The following is a 16421-nucleotide window of genomic DNA, read 5'->3' on the forward strand; positions in this document are numbered from 1 at the left end:
GTGGATCAGACCGGATGATTTTGTAAAATAGCAATTGTTAATGAAACGATGGCGTTACCAGCGGTATTGTAGCCTGGCCGTGAATACATCATCCTTAATGTCGTCCAGGTATTGTGGCAATTGTGTTTTGTCGTTTACCACATGCTCATTGTAAAGGGTTAGCTTTAAACGTCCGTTGATCAGATAGGTCATTCCATAGCCAAGTGTACTGAATTTGATATCTCCGGAAGTGGTATTGCTGTTTGCCGCTCCGATTTGACTTTCCTTGACCTGGTCGTTGGGATCGTATACATCATAAGCAGCCAATGCGGTAAGTTTAGTTTTTGCGATTCGGTGGCTGAACCATAGATAATAGCCGGAAAACTCGCGCAGGTACAGATTGGTTTCCGGTTGTGCAGAGAAACTCTGACTGGCCAATGGACCGGCCAATTTCGAAGAACCGGCAACTCCAGGCTGTTTACCTCCGATATACTCTGCCTTAAACGATGTGCTTCCCAAGGGATTGTCATATTGCAATTGTAGGTTGGCGCCAAAATAATCACGTTTGGCGTACGAATCGGTATAGCTGGTACTGGCGTCTTTAACGAAGACATTTCCATTGCTCCTCAATAGCGTATCTGTATTACTGCGCACATATCCCTTATAAATGGAGCCTCCAAAACCAAGGTGTAATTTCCCATTCGCAAGACTATCAAACTTAAAACCCAGGTTTCCTACAATGTCTTTCTTCGAGTCATAATCCCTGGCACTGTGTCCGCTGCCGTTAATCACGGCGACTTCGGCTGTCAGGAAATGAAATGCCTTGTTGTCAGGTCTGAAGGTGATCATGGCGCCAAGATCACGTTCTCTGGGCATTAAGGTTTGAAATACCCTGGCACGCTCAGGAAAGTCCCGGTATCCTGAAGAATAAACAATGGAGTAGCCAAAAGGACGGTTGAAAAGTCCGGCAGTAAACAAGAATTGTTTGGAGTCCGGTTGATGAAGCTGAATAAAAGCATCCATGAGCTGAACACCATTTTGTGTGGCATCTATCTGAAAAACAATGCTGGAATACTTATCTGCCCTATCTATTTTTAACCTTCCTCTTCGGATCATGAAGCGGTCTTTAGAGTTTTTTGCAAAATCTCCTCCGGAGAAAGAACTGATTCCTCCCGATTGTGCACGTTGATATTGAGTCTGAAGATACCCGGTGATGGCAATTTCATGCGGGTCATAAGAAGAGGGAGCGTTATTGCTTTGTGCCAATAGCGAAAAAGGGCTTAAAATGGCAATGAATAGTAATAATTTTCTCATGAATGGTTAGCAGTATTTTGAGCTGCCTAAATTACACTTAATGCTTCGTTTTTCGATGGGGAGCAGGGGGATTTTAAAAAATCAGCGGTTGTTTTTTAGGACTGTCATCACTAAATTACATTTTTATTACATGACAATTTGGTAAAAAGACTGTTTTGGAGCTATTTTTGAAGGGTTGAAGAAAAAATTATAGATCAGCATGTTCCTAAGGAAGTACCGTCTTTTAATCATCATTACCTTTTTGGGCATCTTTTGCGTAAAGATGGTGATTTCCGGTGCTCCAGTGTTTTTTAGCAATTTCCATAAAGATAGCATCAACTCTGTGATCATGCAGATCGAAGTAGAGCACAGTGCTGATGGTGACAGTGGTAAAGTAAAAGTGAACCTATGTGATTCTAAAATGATCGACGTTCATTATGCCGTAAGTTTTATGGCCATCCTTAGCCACTTTGGGATCAGCAATAGCTATATTGATCACTTTAAGCGGCATGTCGATCCCTTCCATCCCTCCGTACCCACTCCTCCTCCTAACTGGTGCTAATTTATCCGTATGACTAACCCTTGATGGGATAGCTATGCATTTTTTTGAATTAGTTTATTAGAATTAAAACGTAGTTTTATGCAGAATGGTAACTCAATCTTCTCAAGGTTGGAAGTGAAAAAGTATATATTAAAAAAGAATTTAAAACACGATTTGCCCTCGAGTATTGTCGTGTTCCTCGTGGCCCTGCCTTTATGTTTAGGGATTGCCCTGGCCTCAGGTGCACCGTTATTTGCTGGTCTTGTGACCGGTATTGTGGGAGGGATCGTAGTATCCACACTTAGTGGATCTCAATTAAGTGTTAGTGGTCCGGCTGCCGGTTTAACAGCCATCGTTTTAGGAGCAATTGCTCAGTTGGGTGGATATGAAACCTTTTTACTGGCCGTTGTGCTTGCCGGAGCAATGCAGCTGGTCCTTGGTTTATTAAAAGGAGGTACAATAGGTAATTACTTCCCTTCAAGTGTAATTGAAGGAATGCTTGCCGCTATTGGTTTAACGCTGATCCTTAAACAACTTCCTCATGCTTTAGGCATAGATTCAGATTTTTTTGGCGATGAAAGCTTCTTCCAGAAAGACAATGAAAATACCTTCTCTGCAATTGGAAATGCTTTTAGTCATTTTAGCTTAGCGGCAATTGTGATCAGTGGATTGTCTATTGCAGTCCTGATCTTCTGGCCTAAGTTCAAGAAACTGGCCGTTGTTCCTGCACCATTACTTGTGGTGGTATTGGGAATTGTCCTGACTTTTGTATTCCAGAATACAGGATTTGCATTGCAGGCCAAACAGATGGTAGAAATTCCGGTAGTTAGCGGATGGTCAGAATTTACGGCCTTATTTGCCATTCCGAATTTCTCGGCGATCACAGATTCCAAAGTATGGGTCGTTGCAGCAACAATTGCTGTAGTAGCCAGTCTGGAGACTTTGCTAAGTATTGAAGCTGTTGATAAAATTGACCCGATTAAAAGGGTTTCTCCAACCAACAGAGAGTTGATGGCGCAAGGTGCGGGAAATATGGTGAGTGGTATGTTGGGCGGTTTGCCAATGACTTCAGTGATTGTTAGAAGTTCTGCCAACGTAAACGCTGGTGGAAGAACTAAAATGTCTGCGATATTTCACGGAGTATGGTTACTTTTATCCTTATTATTTATTCCCGGCATCATCAATATGATTCCTCTGGCCTGTCTGGCAGCGATTCTATTGGTAACTGGTTATAAATTAACACGTATCGCATTGTTCAAACATATGTATCATAAAGGTTGGGACCAGTTCATACCGTTTGTCATCACGATCATTGCCGTGTTGTTAACCGACTTGTTAAAAGGTGTGGCGATAGGGATGTTGTTCTCGATCTTCTACCTGCTGCGTACCAATATGCGGAATCCATTCTTTTACAAAATTCAGGAAGAAGGCAACAAGAAAAATCTACGGATAAAACTTGCAGAAGAGGTATCATTTTTAAATAAGGCTGCCATTCAGGTAGTGCTGACTAAAATCCCTAAAGAAACAAACGTGATCATTGACGGAACAAATTCCAGATATATAGACCCGGATGTTTTAGAGACCATCTTTAATTATAAGCATAACGCTTATACCAAAGGGATTATAGTGACTTTAGAGAATATTAAAACACAATATATTGTTCCAAAACTGGACAGTAAAATCATAGAAGAAATTAATAATTAGAATTATTATGTGCGCAAAATTAGATACACCAGAAACAAAACAAATTACATACGAAGGATTACTACAAGGAAACAAAGACTGGGTGGCTGCCACCTTAGCGGAAGATCCTAAATATTTTGAGCGCTTATCTGCCGGACAAAAACCACCAATCTTATGGATAGGTTGTTCCGACAGCCGTGTTCCGGCAAACCAGATCACCAATACTGCGCCCGGTGATATTTTTGTTCACCGTAACATTGCCAATGTGGTGGTGCATACAGATATGAACATGTTAAGTGTGCTGGATTATGCAGTAAATGTATTAGAAGTAGAGCATGTGATTGTATGTGGTCATTATGGTTGCGGTGGGGTAGAAGCTGCGATGGGCAACAAACAGGTTGGCATCATCGACAACTGGTTGAGAAACATTAAAGATACTTACAGATTACACTACCATGAGCTGGATATGATCTCTGATCATAAAAAGAGAGCAGCGAGATTGGTGGAATTAAATGTAATAGAAGGCGTTTTCAACCTGTCTAAAACATCTATCGTTCAGAACAGATGGTCCAATGGTAAAAAGTTAAGCCTGCACGGATGGGCTTACAGCCTGGCCAATGGTTTGATCACTGACCTTGGTGTTACCTGTGATAACAACAGCCATATGAAATCTGTATTCCGTATGGATGGTATAGAGAAAGAAAAATAACATCAAAAATGCTGAGCATTCAGCATTCCATAAAAAAAGGAGGACTCTGTAAAGAATCCTCCTTTTTTATGCTTAATAATTCTAGTCGTTAGACAAGAACGGGTAACGGTAATCTTTTGGTGGATCGAAAGTTTCTTTGATCGTACGTGGAGAAACCCAACGTAAAAGATTGATCATTGATCCTGCTTTATCGTTCGTACCTGAACCTCTGGCACCGCCAAATGGCTGCTGACCAACAACGGCACCTGTACATTTATCATTGATGTAGAAGTTACCTGCTGCATTTCTCAAACGATTTGTTGCTTTTTCAATCGCATAACGATCCTGAGCAATCACCGCACCTGTTAAGGCATAGATAGAAGTGCTGTCTACGATATCTAAGATCTGATCGAATTCATCATCATCATAAACATATAACGTCAATACCGGTCCGAACAACTCTTCGCACATGGTTACATATTTAGGGTCCTGAACCACCAATACAGTCGGCTCAATAAAGTATCCTTTAGATTTATCGTAGTTACCACCTGCAATGATCTCTACAGATGTATCGTTTTTAGCCTCATCGATATATTTTGTCAGTTTATCGAAAGAGTTCCCGTCGATTACTGCATTGATGAAATTGCCAAAATCTTCTGTTCCGCCCATTTTGAAGGTCGCTAAGTCGCGTAACATAAATTCTTTGACCTTAGGCCAGATGCTTTTTGCTACATAAACACGTGAAGCAGCAGAACATTTTTGTCCCTGGTATTCAAATGAACCGCGGATGATCGCTGTGCTGGATGATTCTGCTTCTGCTGAACCATGAACAAGGATAAAATCTTTACCACCTGTTTCACCAACGATACGTGGGTAAGTTTTAAATTTATGAATGTTATTTCCAATTGTTTTCCAGATGTCCTGGAATACGCCTGTAGATCCTGTAAAGTGGATACCAGCAAAGTCAGGGTGATTGAAGATCACTTCACCTGCTTCCGGTCCTGAAACATATACCAGGTTGATTACGCCATCAGGCAATCCTGCTTCTCTGAAGATCTGCATCAATACATTTGCAGAATAGATCTGTGTATTTGCTGGTTTCCAGACTACCACATTTCCCATCATTGCTGCAGATGTTGGCAGGTTTCCTGCGATTGCTGTAAAGTTGAACGGGGTTAAGGCGAATACGAATCCTTCTAGCGGACGTTGTTCTACCCTGTTCCATGATCCTTTAGGAGAAACCGGAGGTTGTTGTTTATAGATTTCCGACATATAACTTACGTTAAAGCGAAGGAAATCGATCAGTTCACATGCCGAATCAATCTCTGCCTGATAGGCATTTTTTGATTGCCCTAACATGGTTGCTGCATTCAGTTTATAACGGTATGGTCCTGCAATAAGATCAGCTGCTTTCAGGAAGATCGCTGCACGATGTTCCCATGCCAGATTTTCCCAGTTTGCTTTTGCGGCCAAAGCGGCATCAATAGCTTGTTTTACATGGTCTTTATTCCCCTTACTGTATTCCGCAAGAATGTGCTGATGATCGTGTGGAGGAGTTGCTTTCCCTTTATTTTCGGTATGCACTTCCTTCCCGTTGATATACATCGGGATATCGATTTTTTTAGAGCGGGCATCGGCTATTGCAGCCTTCAAAAGTTCACGTTCTTTACTTCCGGGAGCATAGCCTAAAATCGGCTCATTGGTCGGAGTGGGTACGTTAAAAAATCCTTTAAGCATGATATAAAATATTGTTTGCACAAAGATAGCCTTTTATTTTGTTGGCTGGTAGCCCTGAATATCGATTAACTTCATACAATGCGCGCTATAATTCTTATTTTTGAAGCTCAGCATGATTAAATACCTACGGTTACTGTTATTTCCTTTTTCCATCCTTTATGGGATCGTGGTTTTTCTGAGGAACAAGCTATATGATGCCCGGATTTTTTCGTCCGAAGGATTTGATATTCCGGTCATTTGTGTGGGGAATCTTGTGGTTGGTGGTTCCGGTAAAAGTCCTGTGACAGAATATCTTGTCCGCCTTTTTCCTGGTTATCGCATTGCGATTCTGAGCAGGGGCTATGGCCGGAAAACGAAAGGCTTTATCCTGGCGGATGATACGGCCACTGCCGATAGGATTGGCGATGAGCCCATGCAGTTTTACCGGAAGTTTCCGGAAGTAACCGTGGCTGTTTGCGAAGACCGTGTAAAAGGAGTCCGGCTTTTGGAGGCTCAGCACGACCTGATCATTCTGGATGATGCTTACCAGCACCGCGCCATTCGTCCCGGGTTTAGCATCCTGTTGTTTGAGTTTGAAAAGTTATTGCACCCGCAATTCCTGCTGCCTGCCGGGAACCTGAGAGAAACCTTTTCCGGATATAAAAGGGCGAGTTCCATCCTGATCACCAAGAGCCCGGAAGCGATAAGTCCGGCACAGGAAAGCAAATGCCTGACTAAGTTCGATGGCGAATGGAAAGACCAGGCCGTATTTTCTTCCCTCGTTTATCAGGATCTTGTTCCTTTGATTGCCGGAAAACAACGCAGCTGTTCTTCTCTTTCGGAGAAAACAACCGTCTTTCTGTTAACGGGTATCGCGAACCCAAAGCCACTTTTATCACATTTAAAGCAATATACCGCAGACATTCGTCACCATGATTATCCGGATCATTACCACTTCAAAGAAAAGGATATTCTGGAGCTGATCCATGCTTTTGAGAAAGATCCTTCGGCAGAAAAAATCATCATCACAACAGAAAAGGATGCGCAACGTTTATTAGGTGATACTTTAAAAGAATTACTGTTAAATTTACCCCTCTTTTATTTACCTATTCAGATAGGGATAAGAGCAAAAGATAAAACTACATTTGATCAAAAGATTTTAGATTATGTTTCAAATCATACACGAAACCGTTGAATATTTAAAGCGTAAAACAGAAGATTTCCAACCGGAGATCGGCATTGTTTTAGGAACAGGCCTTGGCGGATTGGTTAGCGAGATCGAGGTTAAGCATCAGCTGATGTATTCCAATATCCCTAATTTTCCGATTTCTACGCTGGAGTTTCATTCCGGTAAACTGATCTTCGGAATCCTGAATGGAAAACGTGTAGTGGCCATGCAGGGCCGGTTACATTATTATGAAGGATACAGCATGCAACAGATCACTTTTCCGATCCGTGTGATGAAAGCTTTGGGAATCGCCCATCTCTTTGTATCCAATGCTGCGGGTTCCCTGAATAAAGATTTTAAAAAAGGCGACCTGATGGTGATCAATGACCACATCAATCTTCAGCCGGAGAGTCCTTTACGTGGTAGGAATGATTCAGATATGGGACCTCGTTTTCCGGATATGAGCCAGCCTTATCAGCGTTCTTTAGTGAAACAGGCTTTAGAAATTGCCAAAGAAAATGAAATTACCTGTCACCAGGGGGTGTACATTGCCGTGACCGGACCTAACCTGGAAACAAAAGCAGAGTACAATTATTTGAGGATCATAGGTGGCGATGCTGTTGGCATGAGCACCGTTCCGGAAGTCATTGTGGCCAATCATATGGGGATACCTGTGTTTGCCATTTCTGTCTTGACTGATGAAGGATTTACGGAAGTATTACAACCGGTAAGCCTGGAAGAAATTATTGAAACCGCAAGAATCGCGGAACCTAAAATGACAAAAATACTGAGCCAATTAATCTCTACTTTATAATGTATAAAAGCATTGCCTTATTTGTTTTTTGCTTTCTCTTTTTAGGGGCAGGGACTTTATTTGCCCAGGATCTGAAGACGAAAGTGAACGATAACAAACTATTGGACTCTTTGAGAAAGAAAGAAGAAAATGGATTAGACTCTGTTATTTTTACTTCCCGTTTTATCCGGTATACGACGCTGAAGCTAACCAAAGACAGCATTCAAACTTTAGCACTGGATACCAGTTTAAATGGTTTTCAGAATTTCAGCGTCATCGCGCAGCCAAGAAGGCCTACGATCGGAACGGGTAACCTCGGACTGGCAGCGATGCCCATGCTTTTTGAACCTTTAAAGACCATTGGATTTGATGCCGGATTTCATTCCCTGGATTTCTATGCCATCGGGCATGACGACATTAAATACTACCAGGCAAGGACACCTTATACCAATCTTTACTTCGCTTCGGCAGGAGAAACAGAGGCCGTGTTTAAGGTGACCCATTCCCAGAATATTAAACCAAACTGGAATATTGGCGCCAATTTTAACAGGATCGGGGCGAATGGATATTATACGCGGCAGCGTGGAGATCACTTAAATGCAGATCTTTTTACCTGGTATCAAAGTCCTAATAAACGGTATAACCTATGGGTTAATGCTATTTTTAATACCCTCAAAGCACGTGAAAATGGTTCTGTGTTTAATGATGATGTTTACAATAGTAACTCGCAGACTTTAGGCTTAGACCACATGTCTGAGAGCGTCCGGCTGGGGGATGCGGGACACATCTACAGGTCAAAAACTTTCATGATCAAGCAAACTTATTTTGTGGGGCGTATTGATAGTCTGGCACAGGAAATCAGTCAGAAGATCCTGCCTACGAATAAAATTGCCTATACCTTTAAATACAGTACAAACTCCTATACTTTCCATAAAGGAACTGCTGATGACGGTAGCGCAATTCCTGCCGGTATTTCAAATCTGTCTTTTACGTACGACAGTACCCGTTATATGAACGTACAGAACGAGTTTATGTATAGTTTTTTTCTGCGGGCAAAGGGGAATTCCATCATTAAAAATGAGCTGAAGCTGGATGCCGGGATCAGACACGATTTTTACAAGTATGGCCAGGGGGTGTATTATCCTGATAGGAAGAATGCTTATTACGACTATAGGTCCAGTTTCCAGAATGTTACCCTGTTGGGTTCTGCAGGTTATCGGTTTAGCAGCCGCATTGACCTGAACGTAGATGTACAACAGATATTTCAGGGAAGAAATAGCGGCGATTTTCTCTACGAGGCAAAGAGTAATGTGTTGCTGAGTAAGTCGGTGGGCAGGATTGTGTTGGGTGGGTATTTTCAAAACAAATCTCCTGAAGAAGTTTATACCCGGTATTTTGGAAATCATTACGATTGGGAGGCCGCCTTTAACAGAACAAAGACGATTAATCTGTCTTTTAAATACTACCATGATAAGCTGAAGTTTGAAGCTGCCGCTGAATATTATCTGATCAACGATTATCTGTATTTTACCATGCCTGCAATACCGGTTAAGGATGGTGTACCGACAATGTCGGAAGCTGATTTTTATAAAAAGAATGCAAATAATATTGTCCCTGCACAATTGGGAAGTGTGAACCTGTTAAAAATCACCCTGGGTAAAAAGCTTAATTTCGGCAAGTTTAATTTGGACAGTTACCTGGTTTATCAGAAAACAGACAATCCCAATATCCTGAGAACTCCTGAGGTGTATGCTTTTGCAAGTCTTTATCTGGATCATACTTTCTTTAAAGCCTTAAAAACGAATGTAGGATTTGATATCCGGTACAATACCCCTTATAAAAACTATTCCTATTCAGCTCCGGCAGGACAGTTTTATGTAGGAGAGGGCAGGACTTTTGATTCTTATCCAATCGTAGATGTCTGGGTGAAAGCAAGTCTGAGAAAGGCGAACTTGTTTGTGAAAACAGATTATGCCAACCAGGGGTTGTTATCCAAAGGCTACTATTCGGTAAACCGTTATCCAATGATGGACCGTGTGCTGTTTAAGTTCGGTGTAAGCTGGAGTTTCTACGATTAAGTTTTCTGCGGTTTCTTTTTAGCCGCAGGAAATAACACATTATTTAAGATCAGTCTATAGCCGGGAGAGTTGGGATGCAGGTTCAGGTCCGTTGGGGGATCGCCAACAGCATGTTGATAATCTTCCGGATCATGGCCGCCATAAAAGGTAAACTGTCCTTTTCCGATTTCTCCGTTCAGGTAGCGCACTTCTTCTGCCCCTTTATTTTCTCCCAATACGGTAATGTTTGGTTTGACCAGCGACTTCTTAAAAGCAGTGGTCTGCCCCATAAAACCTTTAATCACTTTATCATGGTTTTGAGTCAGCATGGTGGGTACCAAATCCCATTTTGCAGAGAAATCAAATAAAGTAAAGTAGTCATTGGCCTGTGTTAATGACCTCGTCTGAGTGACATCAATATCAGAAAATTCGTAATTATTGGGATTTACATCAAGCCTGAAATCTTTAAATGCAAAAGTTTTATTGAAATTCAGCTTTGCCTGCGCCTGTGGATCGGCGCTATCCCCATCGAACATGCTTTCGCAAATGTCTACACCATCAGCACTCAGGGCGATGTCAAAACTATCTGTTCCGGAACACATGGCGAATAAGAAGCCTCCGCCGGCACAAAATTCTTTAATTCTTTTTGCTACGGCAAGCTTCATCTCAGAAACTTTATTAAACCCGTTTCTTTTTGCTGTAGCTTCCTGATTTTTGACATCTTCACGATACCAGGTCGCATTTCTGAAAGCGCTCCAGAAACGGCCGTATTGGCCGGTAAAATCCTCATGGTGCAGGTGCAGCCAGTCGTAGCCGGAAAGTTTGTCTTTCAGGACCTCATCGTCATAAACCACATCGTAAGGAATCTCCGCATAGGTCAGCACCATGGTCACCGCATCATCCCATGGGAGTTTACTTTTGGGAGAGTAAACTGCAATTTTAGGCGATTTTTCCAGTTTTACCACCTCCATATTCACTTCCGGATCACTGATTTCATTTAATATGGCCGTCACCTTTCCATCCGCCAGGACCTGATAAGAAACGCCCCTGGTTTTACATTCTTCTTCTATCCCTTTATGGTACTGAATTAAAAAACTGCCACCCCTATAGTTTAAAAGCCAGCTGACATCGGCCTTTTGCTTGATGCTCCAATAAGCGATCCCGTATGCTTTCAGGTGGTTTTTCTGGTCTTCATCCATAAAAATCAGGATAGAAGAAGCCTTCAGGCCAAGGCTAAAAATCAACAGCAAAAACAGGAGGTAAGTTTTTTTCAGGGCCATAATTAATCGGGTATATGCGAATGTAATTTTTTATAAACCTATAATAAAATTATTGTGTTTAATAAACGTTTATACACGATAATCAGTATCTATGCTTTTTTACTATTAATTTACTATTCAGTAATCATTTCATTTTACTAAATTTGGCGTTTACAAAAAATTATCATGAGCAAAGCAATAATAAAAACAGATAAAGGCAATATGACCGTTCAGTTCTATGATCAGGATGCGCCAAATACAGTTGCTAACTTTAAGAAATTAGCTTCAGAAGGATTTTATGATGGCATTACTTTCCACAGGGTAATTGCTGACTTCGTTATTCAGGGCGGATGTCCGAACTCTAAAGACCCGTCTAAAGCACATTTAGCAGGTACTGGTGGTCCGGGATACAAAATTGATTGCGAATTGACCGGTGAGAACCAATTCCATGATCGTGGTGTATTGTCTATGGCACATGCTGGTAGAAATACTGGTGGTTCACAATTCTTTGTATGCCACAGCAGGACTAATACTGCTCATTTAGACAGGAATCATACTTGTTTCGGAAAAGTAATAGAAAATGTTGATATTGTTGACGATATCAAACAAGGAGATAAGATTATAGGGATAGAAGTAATAGAAGACTAGTTTCTGTACTTCTCAAAAAAAGACAATTTATATGAATTTAAGAGGAATCGTTGCAGTATCTGGAAGACCAGGTCTATTTAAGCTTGTAGGGCAAAACAAAGGCGGATACGTTTTAGAAAGTCTGGATGCTCAAAAGGTTAAAATTGTAGCTAATATTACTACAACTAAACTTGCGTCATTAGAAGATATTACCGTATATGGCGAGGACGACGATTTGAAGCTATTGGATGTTTTAGCTAATATCGTTGCGGCTAAAGGAAACGTTCCTGATGCAAAAGCTGATGTAAAAGAATTGAAGGCGTTTTTCTTAGAAGTTGCTCCGGGTCATGACCAGGAGAAAGTATATACTTCGGACATGAAGAAAATCGTATCATGGTACCATTTGTTAAAGGATATGCCACTTTTCAGTGAAGAGGCACCTAAAGAAGCGGTAGATCATGACGGTGTGAAAACAGAAGATAAGGTAGAGAAGAAGCCTAAAGCAACTCCAAAACCAGCTAATGCAAAAGCACCAAGTAAAACTGCTCAGCCGGCTAAGAAAGCCAATATGACCAGCAAAAAAGGAGTTTAGAATAAACTCCATCAGTTATATAAAGGCCGGGTCTCTTGAGATCCGGCTTTTTATTTAGAGAAAAAACCAGATCAGAACAAAGGCAATGATGGACACTATTATGGCAATAATATAGCTCAGGCGGTCCCGTTTCTTGTCGCTTTTAAATCTGTAGTCTCTTTTAAAATCACTTGGCAAATGCATAATAACTCCTTTTTTTATATATGATGATGTTTGTATTGGTTTTCCACAATACCCAATTAGATTTTATTCGTGGTGGTAAGGCTCGCCTTTTAAAATGCTGAATGCCCGGTAAAGCTGCTCTACAAAGAACAAGCGCACCATTTGGTGGGAAAAGGTCATGTCAGACAAAGACATGCTCCCGTTGGCCCTTTGGTATACCGTTTCATCAAAGCCATAAGGGCCACCAATGATAAATACGAGGTGTTGTACACTGCCGATCATCTGTTTATTCAGGTAATTGGAGAATAAGATGGAGGTGTATTTCTTTCCTTTTTCATCCATGAGGATCACTGTATCCAGGTTGCTGACCTGCTTTAAAATCAGCTCCGCTTCCTTTGTTTTCTGCTGGGCCTCCGTCAGGTTTTTAGTGTTTTTCACATCCGGAATTACCAGCAGGTTAAACCCGATATAATGCTTCAGCCGCTTCAAATATTTATCAATCCCCTCAATCAGGTATTTATCTTCGGTTTTTCCAACAACCAGTAATGTAATTTTCATTAAGTGTATATTGTTTTTAAGCGATATGCTTATGATGGTTTCCTTAAGTATGTATTCTAATTTCTATATTTAGCCATTTAGAGCACATCCAAAGATAATGGTAAAAACAAAAGATAGTATTTTAAACGACTACCAAAATAACATTAAAACACAGGAAAGCCGCATTACAGCGCTAAAAAAGAAGTTGAATAAAATCGCTTTTTCCCGTTTAGGCTTGTTCATTACGGAAATACTGATCATCGCCCTGATCATCAATATCGGCTTTAATCCAATCCTTACAGGTTTGCTGGTTGTTCCTCTTTTACTGTTTATGCTGCTGGTAAAAAAGCAAAGTGCGGTCCAGGACGAGTTAACCTATGCCGGACAGCTGTTGTGGGTTTATCAGAATGAAGCGGATCAGATGCTTTTTGGTAAAAATGGCTATCACAACGGAGAGGCCTATCAGGATGAACAACATCCTTATGCTTCAGACCTGGATATCTTTGGGGCAGGTTCTCTATATGCCTTTACCAACCGTTGTAATACACAAAAAGGAATGAATTTACTGGCGGAGAATTTTAGTCGGCCGAACGATAAAAAGACCATTCTGGACAGACAGGAAGCCATCAAAGAACTCCATACTCATATCGATCAAACTTTTCATTTCCGTGCAGAGCTGCAAAGCCATAAACCGGAACAACTGAATGTCATTCAGAACAAACTGAAATACCAGTTGCCCGAGCAGTTGCTGTTTACCAATAGCCCCCTTTTAAAATTCTATATAAAGGCAGTTCCTTTTGTGATGCTGGCGCTGCTGGCACTGGGAATCTTTCTTGGTGGTGTAGCCTGGCAGGTTTTTGGCCTTGGGGCGGTGTTCAATATGGCGCTTATTTTTTTTAACCTTAAAAAAATCAATAAGGTATACTACGGCTTTACGGGGAGCTCCAATCTTTTAAATGCTTTCTCCGGAACCATCAAATGGACGGAAGAGGTGAAATGGAACAGCACTTATATTAAAGATTTATTTCCGGGACAACAGCAGACGCTCCCGGTAAGCAGGCAGATCAGGCAGCTTTCCAAGATCATTCAGGCTTTTGATGCGCGGTTGAATGTTATTCTGGCTGCTTTTCTAAACCTTTTTTTATTGTGGGACCTTAAATGTTCCGTAAACCTTGCCGATTGGCATAGCAAATATGCAAATGAAGTGCTGGAGGGTTTAGGCCGGATCTGTAAGTTTGAAGAGCTGATTTCTTTTGCCACTCTGACCTATAACCAGCCGGATTGGAATATGCCTTCCATTGAAGATACTTTCCATCTCCGGACATCTGATGTCGGCCATCCGCTGATTCCTCAGGGAACGCGTGTGCTGAACGATTTTACATTAAACCCACATCCTACAGCAGATATTGTAACAGGCTCTAATATGGCTGGAAAAAGCACTTTTCTGCGAACAATAGGGATCAATATGGTTCTGGCTTTTGCAGGTGCACCGGTTTGTGCGAAAGAAATGTCTGTTTCGATCTTCAAAGTACTTTCTTATATGCGGATCAAGGATTCTTTGAACGACCAGACTTCAACCTTTAAAGCAGAATTGAACCGGTTGAAAATGATTCTTGACGCGATTAAGACCTCTTCAAATTCCCTTGTTCTTATTGACGAGATGCTGAGGGGAACCAATAGCCGCGACAAATACCTGGGCTCAAAAGTCTTTATCGAGAAACTGATCGATCAGCAGACGCCTGTTTTATTTGCGACTCACGATTTGCAGCTGTCAGAAATGATCAGCGATTATCCGGAACAGGTAAGAAACTATCATTTCGACATTCAGATCAATGAAGGAGAAATGAACTTCGATTATAAATTGAAACATGGCCCCTGCACTACCTTCAACGCCGCTTTACTTTTAAAGGAGATTGGCTTAACGTTAAATTAACACCTTATTCCCATCTTGGTTGTTATATTCAACAGATATGATTAAAGCATCAGATTTTGGGAGTGATTTTTCCTGGGGAGTGGCCACTGCTGCCGCCCAGATCGAAGGGGCAGCAGATCTTTATGGAAAAGGTCCTTCCATTTGGGATACCTATGCCAACAGGTCGGGAAAGATAAAAAAAGGACACCATCCTACCATCGCCTGTGATTTTTATCATAAGTATAAAGAAGATATTGCTTTAGTCAGACTGCTTGGTTTTTCTGTGTTTCGTTTTTCTATTTCCTGGCCAAGGATCATGCCTTACGGAGAGGGAATGGTAAACGAAGAGGGGATCCGCTTTTACCATCAGGTGATTGATGAATGCCTGGAGAATGGATTGATCCCCTATATTACCTTATATCATTGGGACCTGCCCGAAGCTTTGGAGCAGGAGGGTGGCTGGACGGCCTTTGGCATCAATACCGCTTTTAATGCTTTTGTTTCCATCTGTGCCAAAACCTATGGTGATAAAGTGAAAAACTGGATCGTCCTGAATGAACCTTTTGGCTTTACCTCCCTGGGCTATATGCTGGGCATCCATGCACCTGGAAATACGGGTTTAACGAACTTTTTCTCAGCAGTGCATCATGCGGCGATTGCACAGGCAGATGGTGGCCGTATTTTGAGGGCAGAGGTGAGCAACGCAAATATTGGAACGAGCTTTTCCTGCTCAGAAATTATTCCTTATACACAGAGTGAATCCGACCTGCTGGCGGCGCAACGTGTAGATTGCCTGATGAACAGGTTGTTCATAGAACCCACCTTAGGAATGGGCTATCCGGGGACGGATTGGGAAGTAATGGAGAAATTTTCTATTCAGCACTCTACCTGGCGCCATACCGAACGCCTAACCTTTGATTTCGACTTTATAGGAATTCAGAACTATTTCCCGCTAACCATTAAATACAATGCCTTTATTCCGGTGATTCAGGCCTGGGAAGTGAAGGCTAAAAACCGGAAAGCTCCACATACCAGTATGGGCTGGGAAATCAATGGAAACAGCTTTTACAATGTGATCAAACAGTTTGCGGCTTATCCGAAGATCAGAAGTTTAATGATTACAGAGAACGGTGCGGCTTACCACGATAAACTGACCGAAGGGAAGGTGCATGATGCCGAAAGAATCGCTTACTTTCAGGAATATCTGGCGGCGGTATTAAAGGCGAAAAATGAAGGATTGAACATCACCGGATACATGGCCTGGACCTTGATGGATAACTTTGAATGGGCGGAAGGATTTAATGCGCGCTTCGGCCTGGTACATAATGATTTTAAAACGCAGAAACGAACAATCAAAGATTCCGGCTACTGGTGGCAACAGTTCCTGAGTTGTTAAATGGAACTATTTTTGCTA

The 16421-nt window shown here is 41.6% G+C and carries 14 protein-coding genes; 10 read left to right on the forward strand and 4 right to left on the reverse strand.

The genetic code is table 11. From position 1 onward, the window contains the following. Positions 1–54 precede the first annotated feature (54 nt). Positions 55–1293 carry a porin gene (locus tag BLQ87_RS27530; RefSeq protein WP_074612124.1) on the reverse strand — a complete coding sequence of 413 codons (1239 nt, stop codon included), beginning with the start codon at positions 1291–1293 and terminating at the stop codon, positions 55–57. Between the two features lie 199 nt (positions 1294–1492). Between BLQ87_RS27530 and BLQ87_RS27535 the strand changes: the two genes are divergently transcribed. The 3 genes from BLQ87_RS27535 to can all read left to right on the forward strand — a co-directional run bounded on the left by BLQ87_RS27535 (position 1493) and on the right by can (position 4205). Then, entirely contained in the window at positions 1493–1834 is a 342-nt protein-coding gene (locus BLQ87_RS27535; RefSeq protein WP_074612125.1) for a hypothetical protein, read from the forward strand. Positions 1835–1912: 78 nt separating this feature from the next. Next, positions 1913–3517 (forward strand): SulP family inorganic anion transporter, encoded by a 1605-nt coding sequence (locus tag BLQ87_RS27540; protein WP_074612126.1) that lies wholly within the window; start codon positions 1913–1915, stop codon positions 3515–3517. A 7-nt stretch (positions 3518–3524) separates the two neighbouring features. Then, positions 3525–4205 (forward strand): carbonate dehydratase, encoded by a 681-nt coding sequence (gene can / locus BLQ87_RS27545; RefSeq protein WP_074612127.1) that lies wholly within the window; start codon positions 3525–3527, stop codon positions 4203–4205. A gap of 81 nt (positions 4206–4286) precedes the next feature. Here the strand turns inward: can and pruA are convergent, their stop codons facing one another. Beyond that, positions 4287–5921, reverse strand: a complete 1635-nt coding sequence (pruA, locus tag BLQ87_RS27550; protein WP_074612128.1) for an L-glutamate gamma-semialdehyde dehydrogenase — start codon at positions 5919–5921, stop codon at positions 4287–4289. A gap of 112 nt (positions 5922–6033) precedes the next feature. Between pruA and lpxK the strand changes: the two genes are divergently transcribed. Genes lpxK through BLQ87_RS27565 form a run of 3 tightly spaced genes read left to right on the forward strand, consistent with a single transcriptional unit; the run spans position 6034 to position 9939 of the window. Then, a complete protein-coding gene (lpxK, locus tag BLQ87_RS27555) occupies positions 6034–7095 on the forward strand; it encodes a tetraacyldisaccharide 4'-kinase (RefSeq protein WP_074612129.1) in 1062 nt (353 codons plus the stop codon). Next, entirely contained in the window at positions 7067–7882 is an 816-nt protein-coding gene (locus tag BLQ87_RS27560; protein ID WP_074612130.1) for a purine-nucleoside phosphorylase, read from the forward strand. Before lpxK ends, BLQ87_RS27560 begins: the two co-directional genes overlap by 29 nt. Beyond that, complete coding sequence (locus tag BLQ87_RS27565; protein WP_074612131.1) at positions 7882–9939, forward strand: putative porin; 2058 nt, start codon at positions 7882–7884, stop codon at positions 9937–9939. Before BLQ87_RS27560 ends, BLQ87_RS27565 begins: the two co-directional genes overlap by 1 nt. On the opposite strand, the gene BLQ87_RS27570 is transcribed toward BLQ87_RS27565, so the two are convergent. Then, a complete protein-coding gene (locus tag BLQ87_RS27570; protein WP_074612132.1) occupies positions 9936–11198 on the reverse strand; it encodes an asparagine synthetase B in 1263 nt (420 codons plus the stop codon). The genes BLQ87_RS27565 and BLQ87_RS27570 overlap by 4 nt on opposite strands. Positions 11199–11363: 165 nt before the next feature. Between BLQ87_RS27570 and BLQ87_RS27575 the strand changes: the two genes are divergently transcribed. Beyond that, the gene (locus BLQ87_RS27575) at positions 11364–11825 is read left to right on the forward strand and encodes a peptidylprolyl isomerase (RefSeq protein WP_074612133.1); all 462 of its coding nucleotides are present in this window, start codon (positions 11364–11366) and stop codon (positions 11823–11825) included. Between the two features lie 31 nt (positions 11826–11856). Then, a complete protein-coding gene (locus BLQ87_RS27580; RefSeq protein ID WP_074612134.1) occupies positions 11857–12396 on the forward strand; it encodes a DUF5606 family protein in 540 nt (179 codons plus the stop codon). Between the two features lie 246 nt (positions 12397–12642). On the opposite strand, the gene rlmH is transcribed toward BLQ87_RS27580, so the two are convergent. Further along, positions 12643–13116 (reverse strand): 23S rRNA (pseudouridine(1915)-N(3))-methyltransferase RlmH, encoded by a 474-nt coding sequence (gene rlmH / locus BLQ87_RS27585; RefSeq protein WP_074612135.1) that lies wholly within the window; start codon positions 13114–13116, stop codon positions 12643–12645. Between the two features lie 97 nt (positions 13117–13213). Here rlmH and BLQ87_RS27590 point away from each other — a divergent pair, with 97 nt between their 5' ends. Next, positions 13214–15028, forward strand: a complete 1815-nt coding sequence (locus BLQ87_RS27590; RefSeq protein WP_074612136.1) for a MutS-related protein — start codon at positions 13214–13216, stop codon at positions 15026–15028. Positions 15029–15065: 37 nt separating this feature from the next. Continuing rightward, entirely contained in the window at positions 15066–16403 is a 1338-nt protein-coding gene (locus BLQ87_RS27595; RefSeq protein WP_074612137.1) for a GH1 family beta-glucosidase, read from the forward strand. Positions 16404–16421 lie beyond the last annotated feature (18 nt).

This window comes from Pedobacter steynii (assembly GCF_900103665.1).
In the GTDB taxonomy this organism is placed as follows: Bacteria; Bacteroidota; Bacteroidia; order Sphingobacteriales; family Sphingobacteriaceae; genus Pedobacter; species Pedobacter steynii.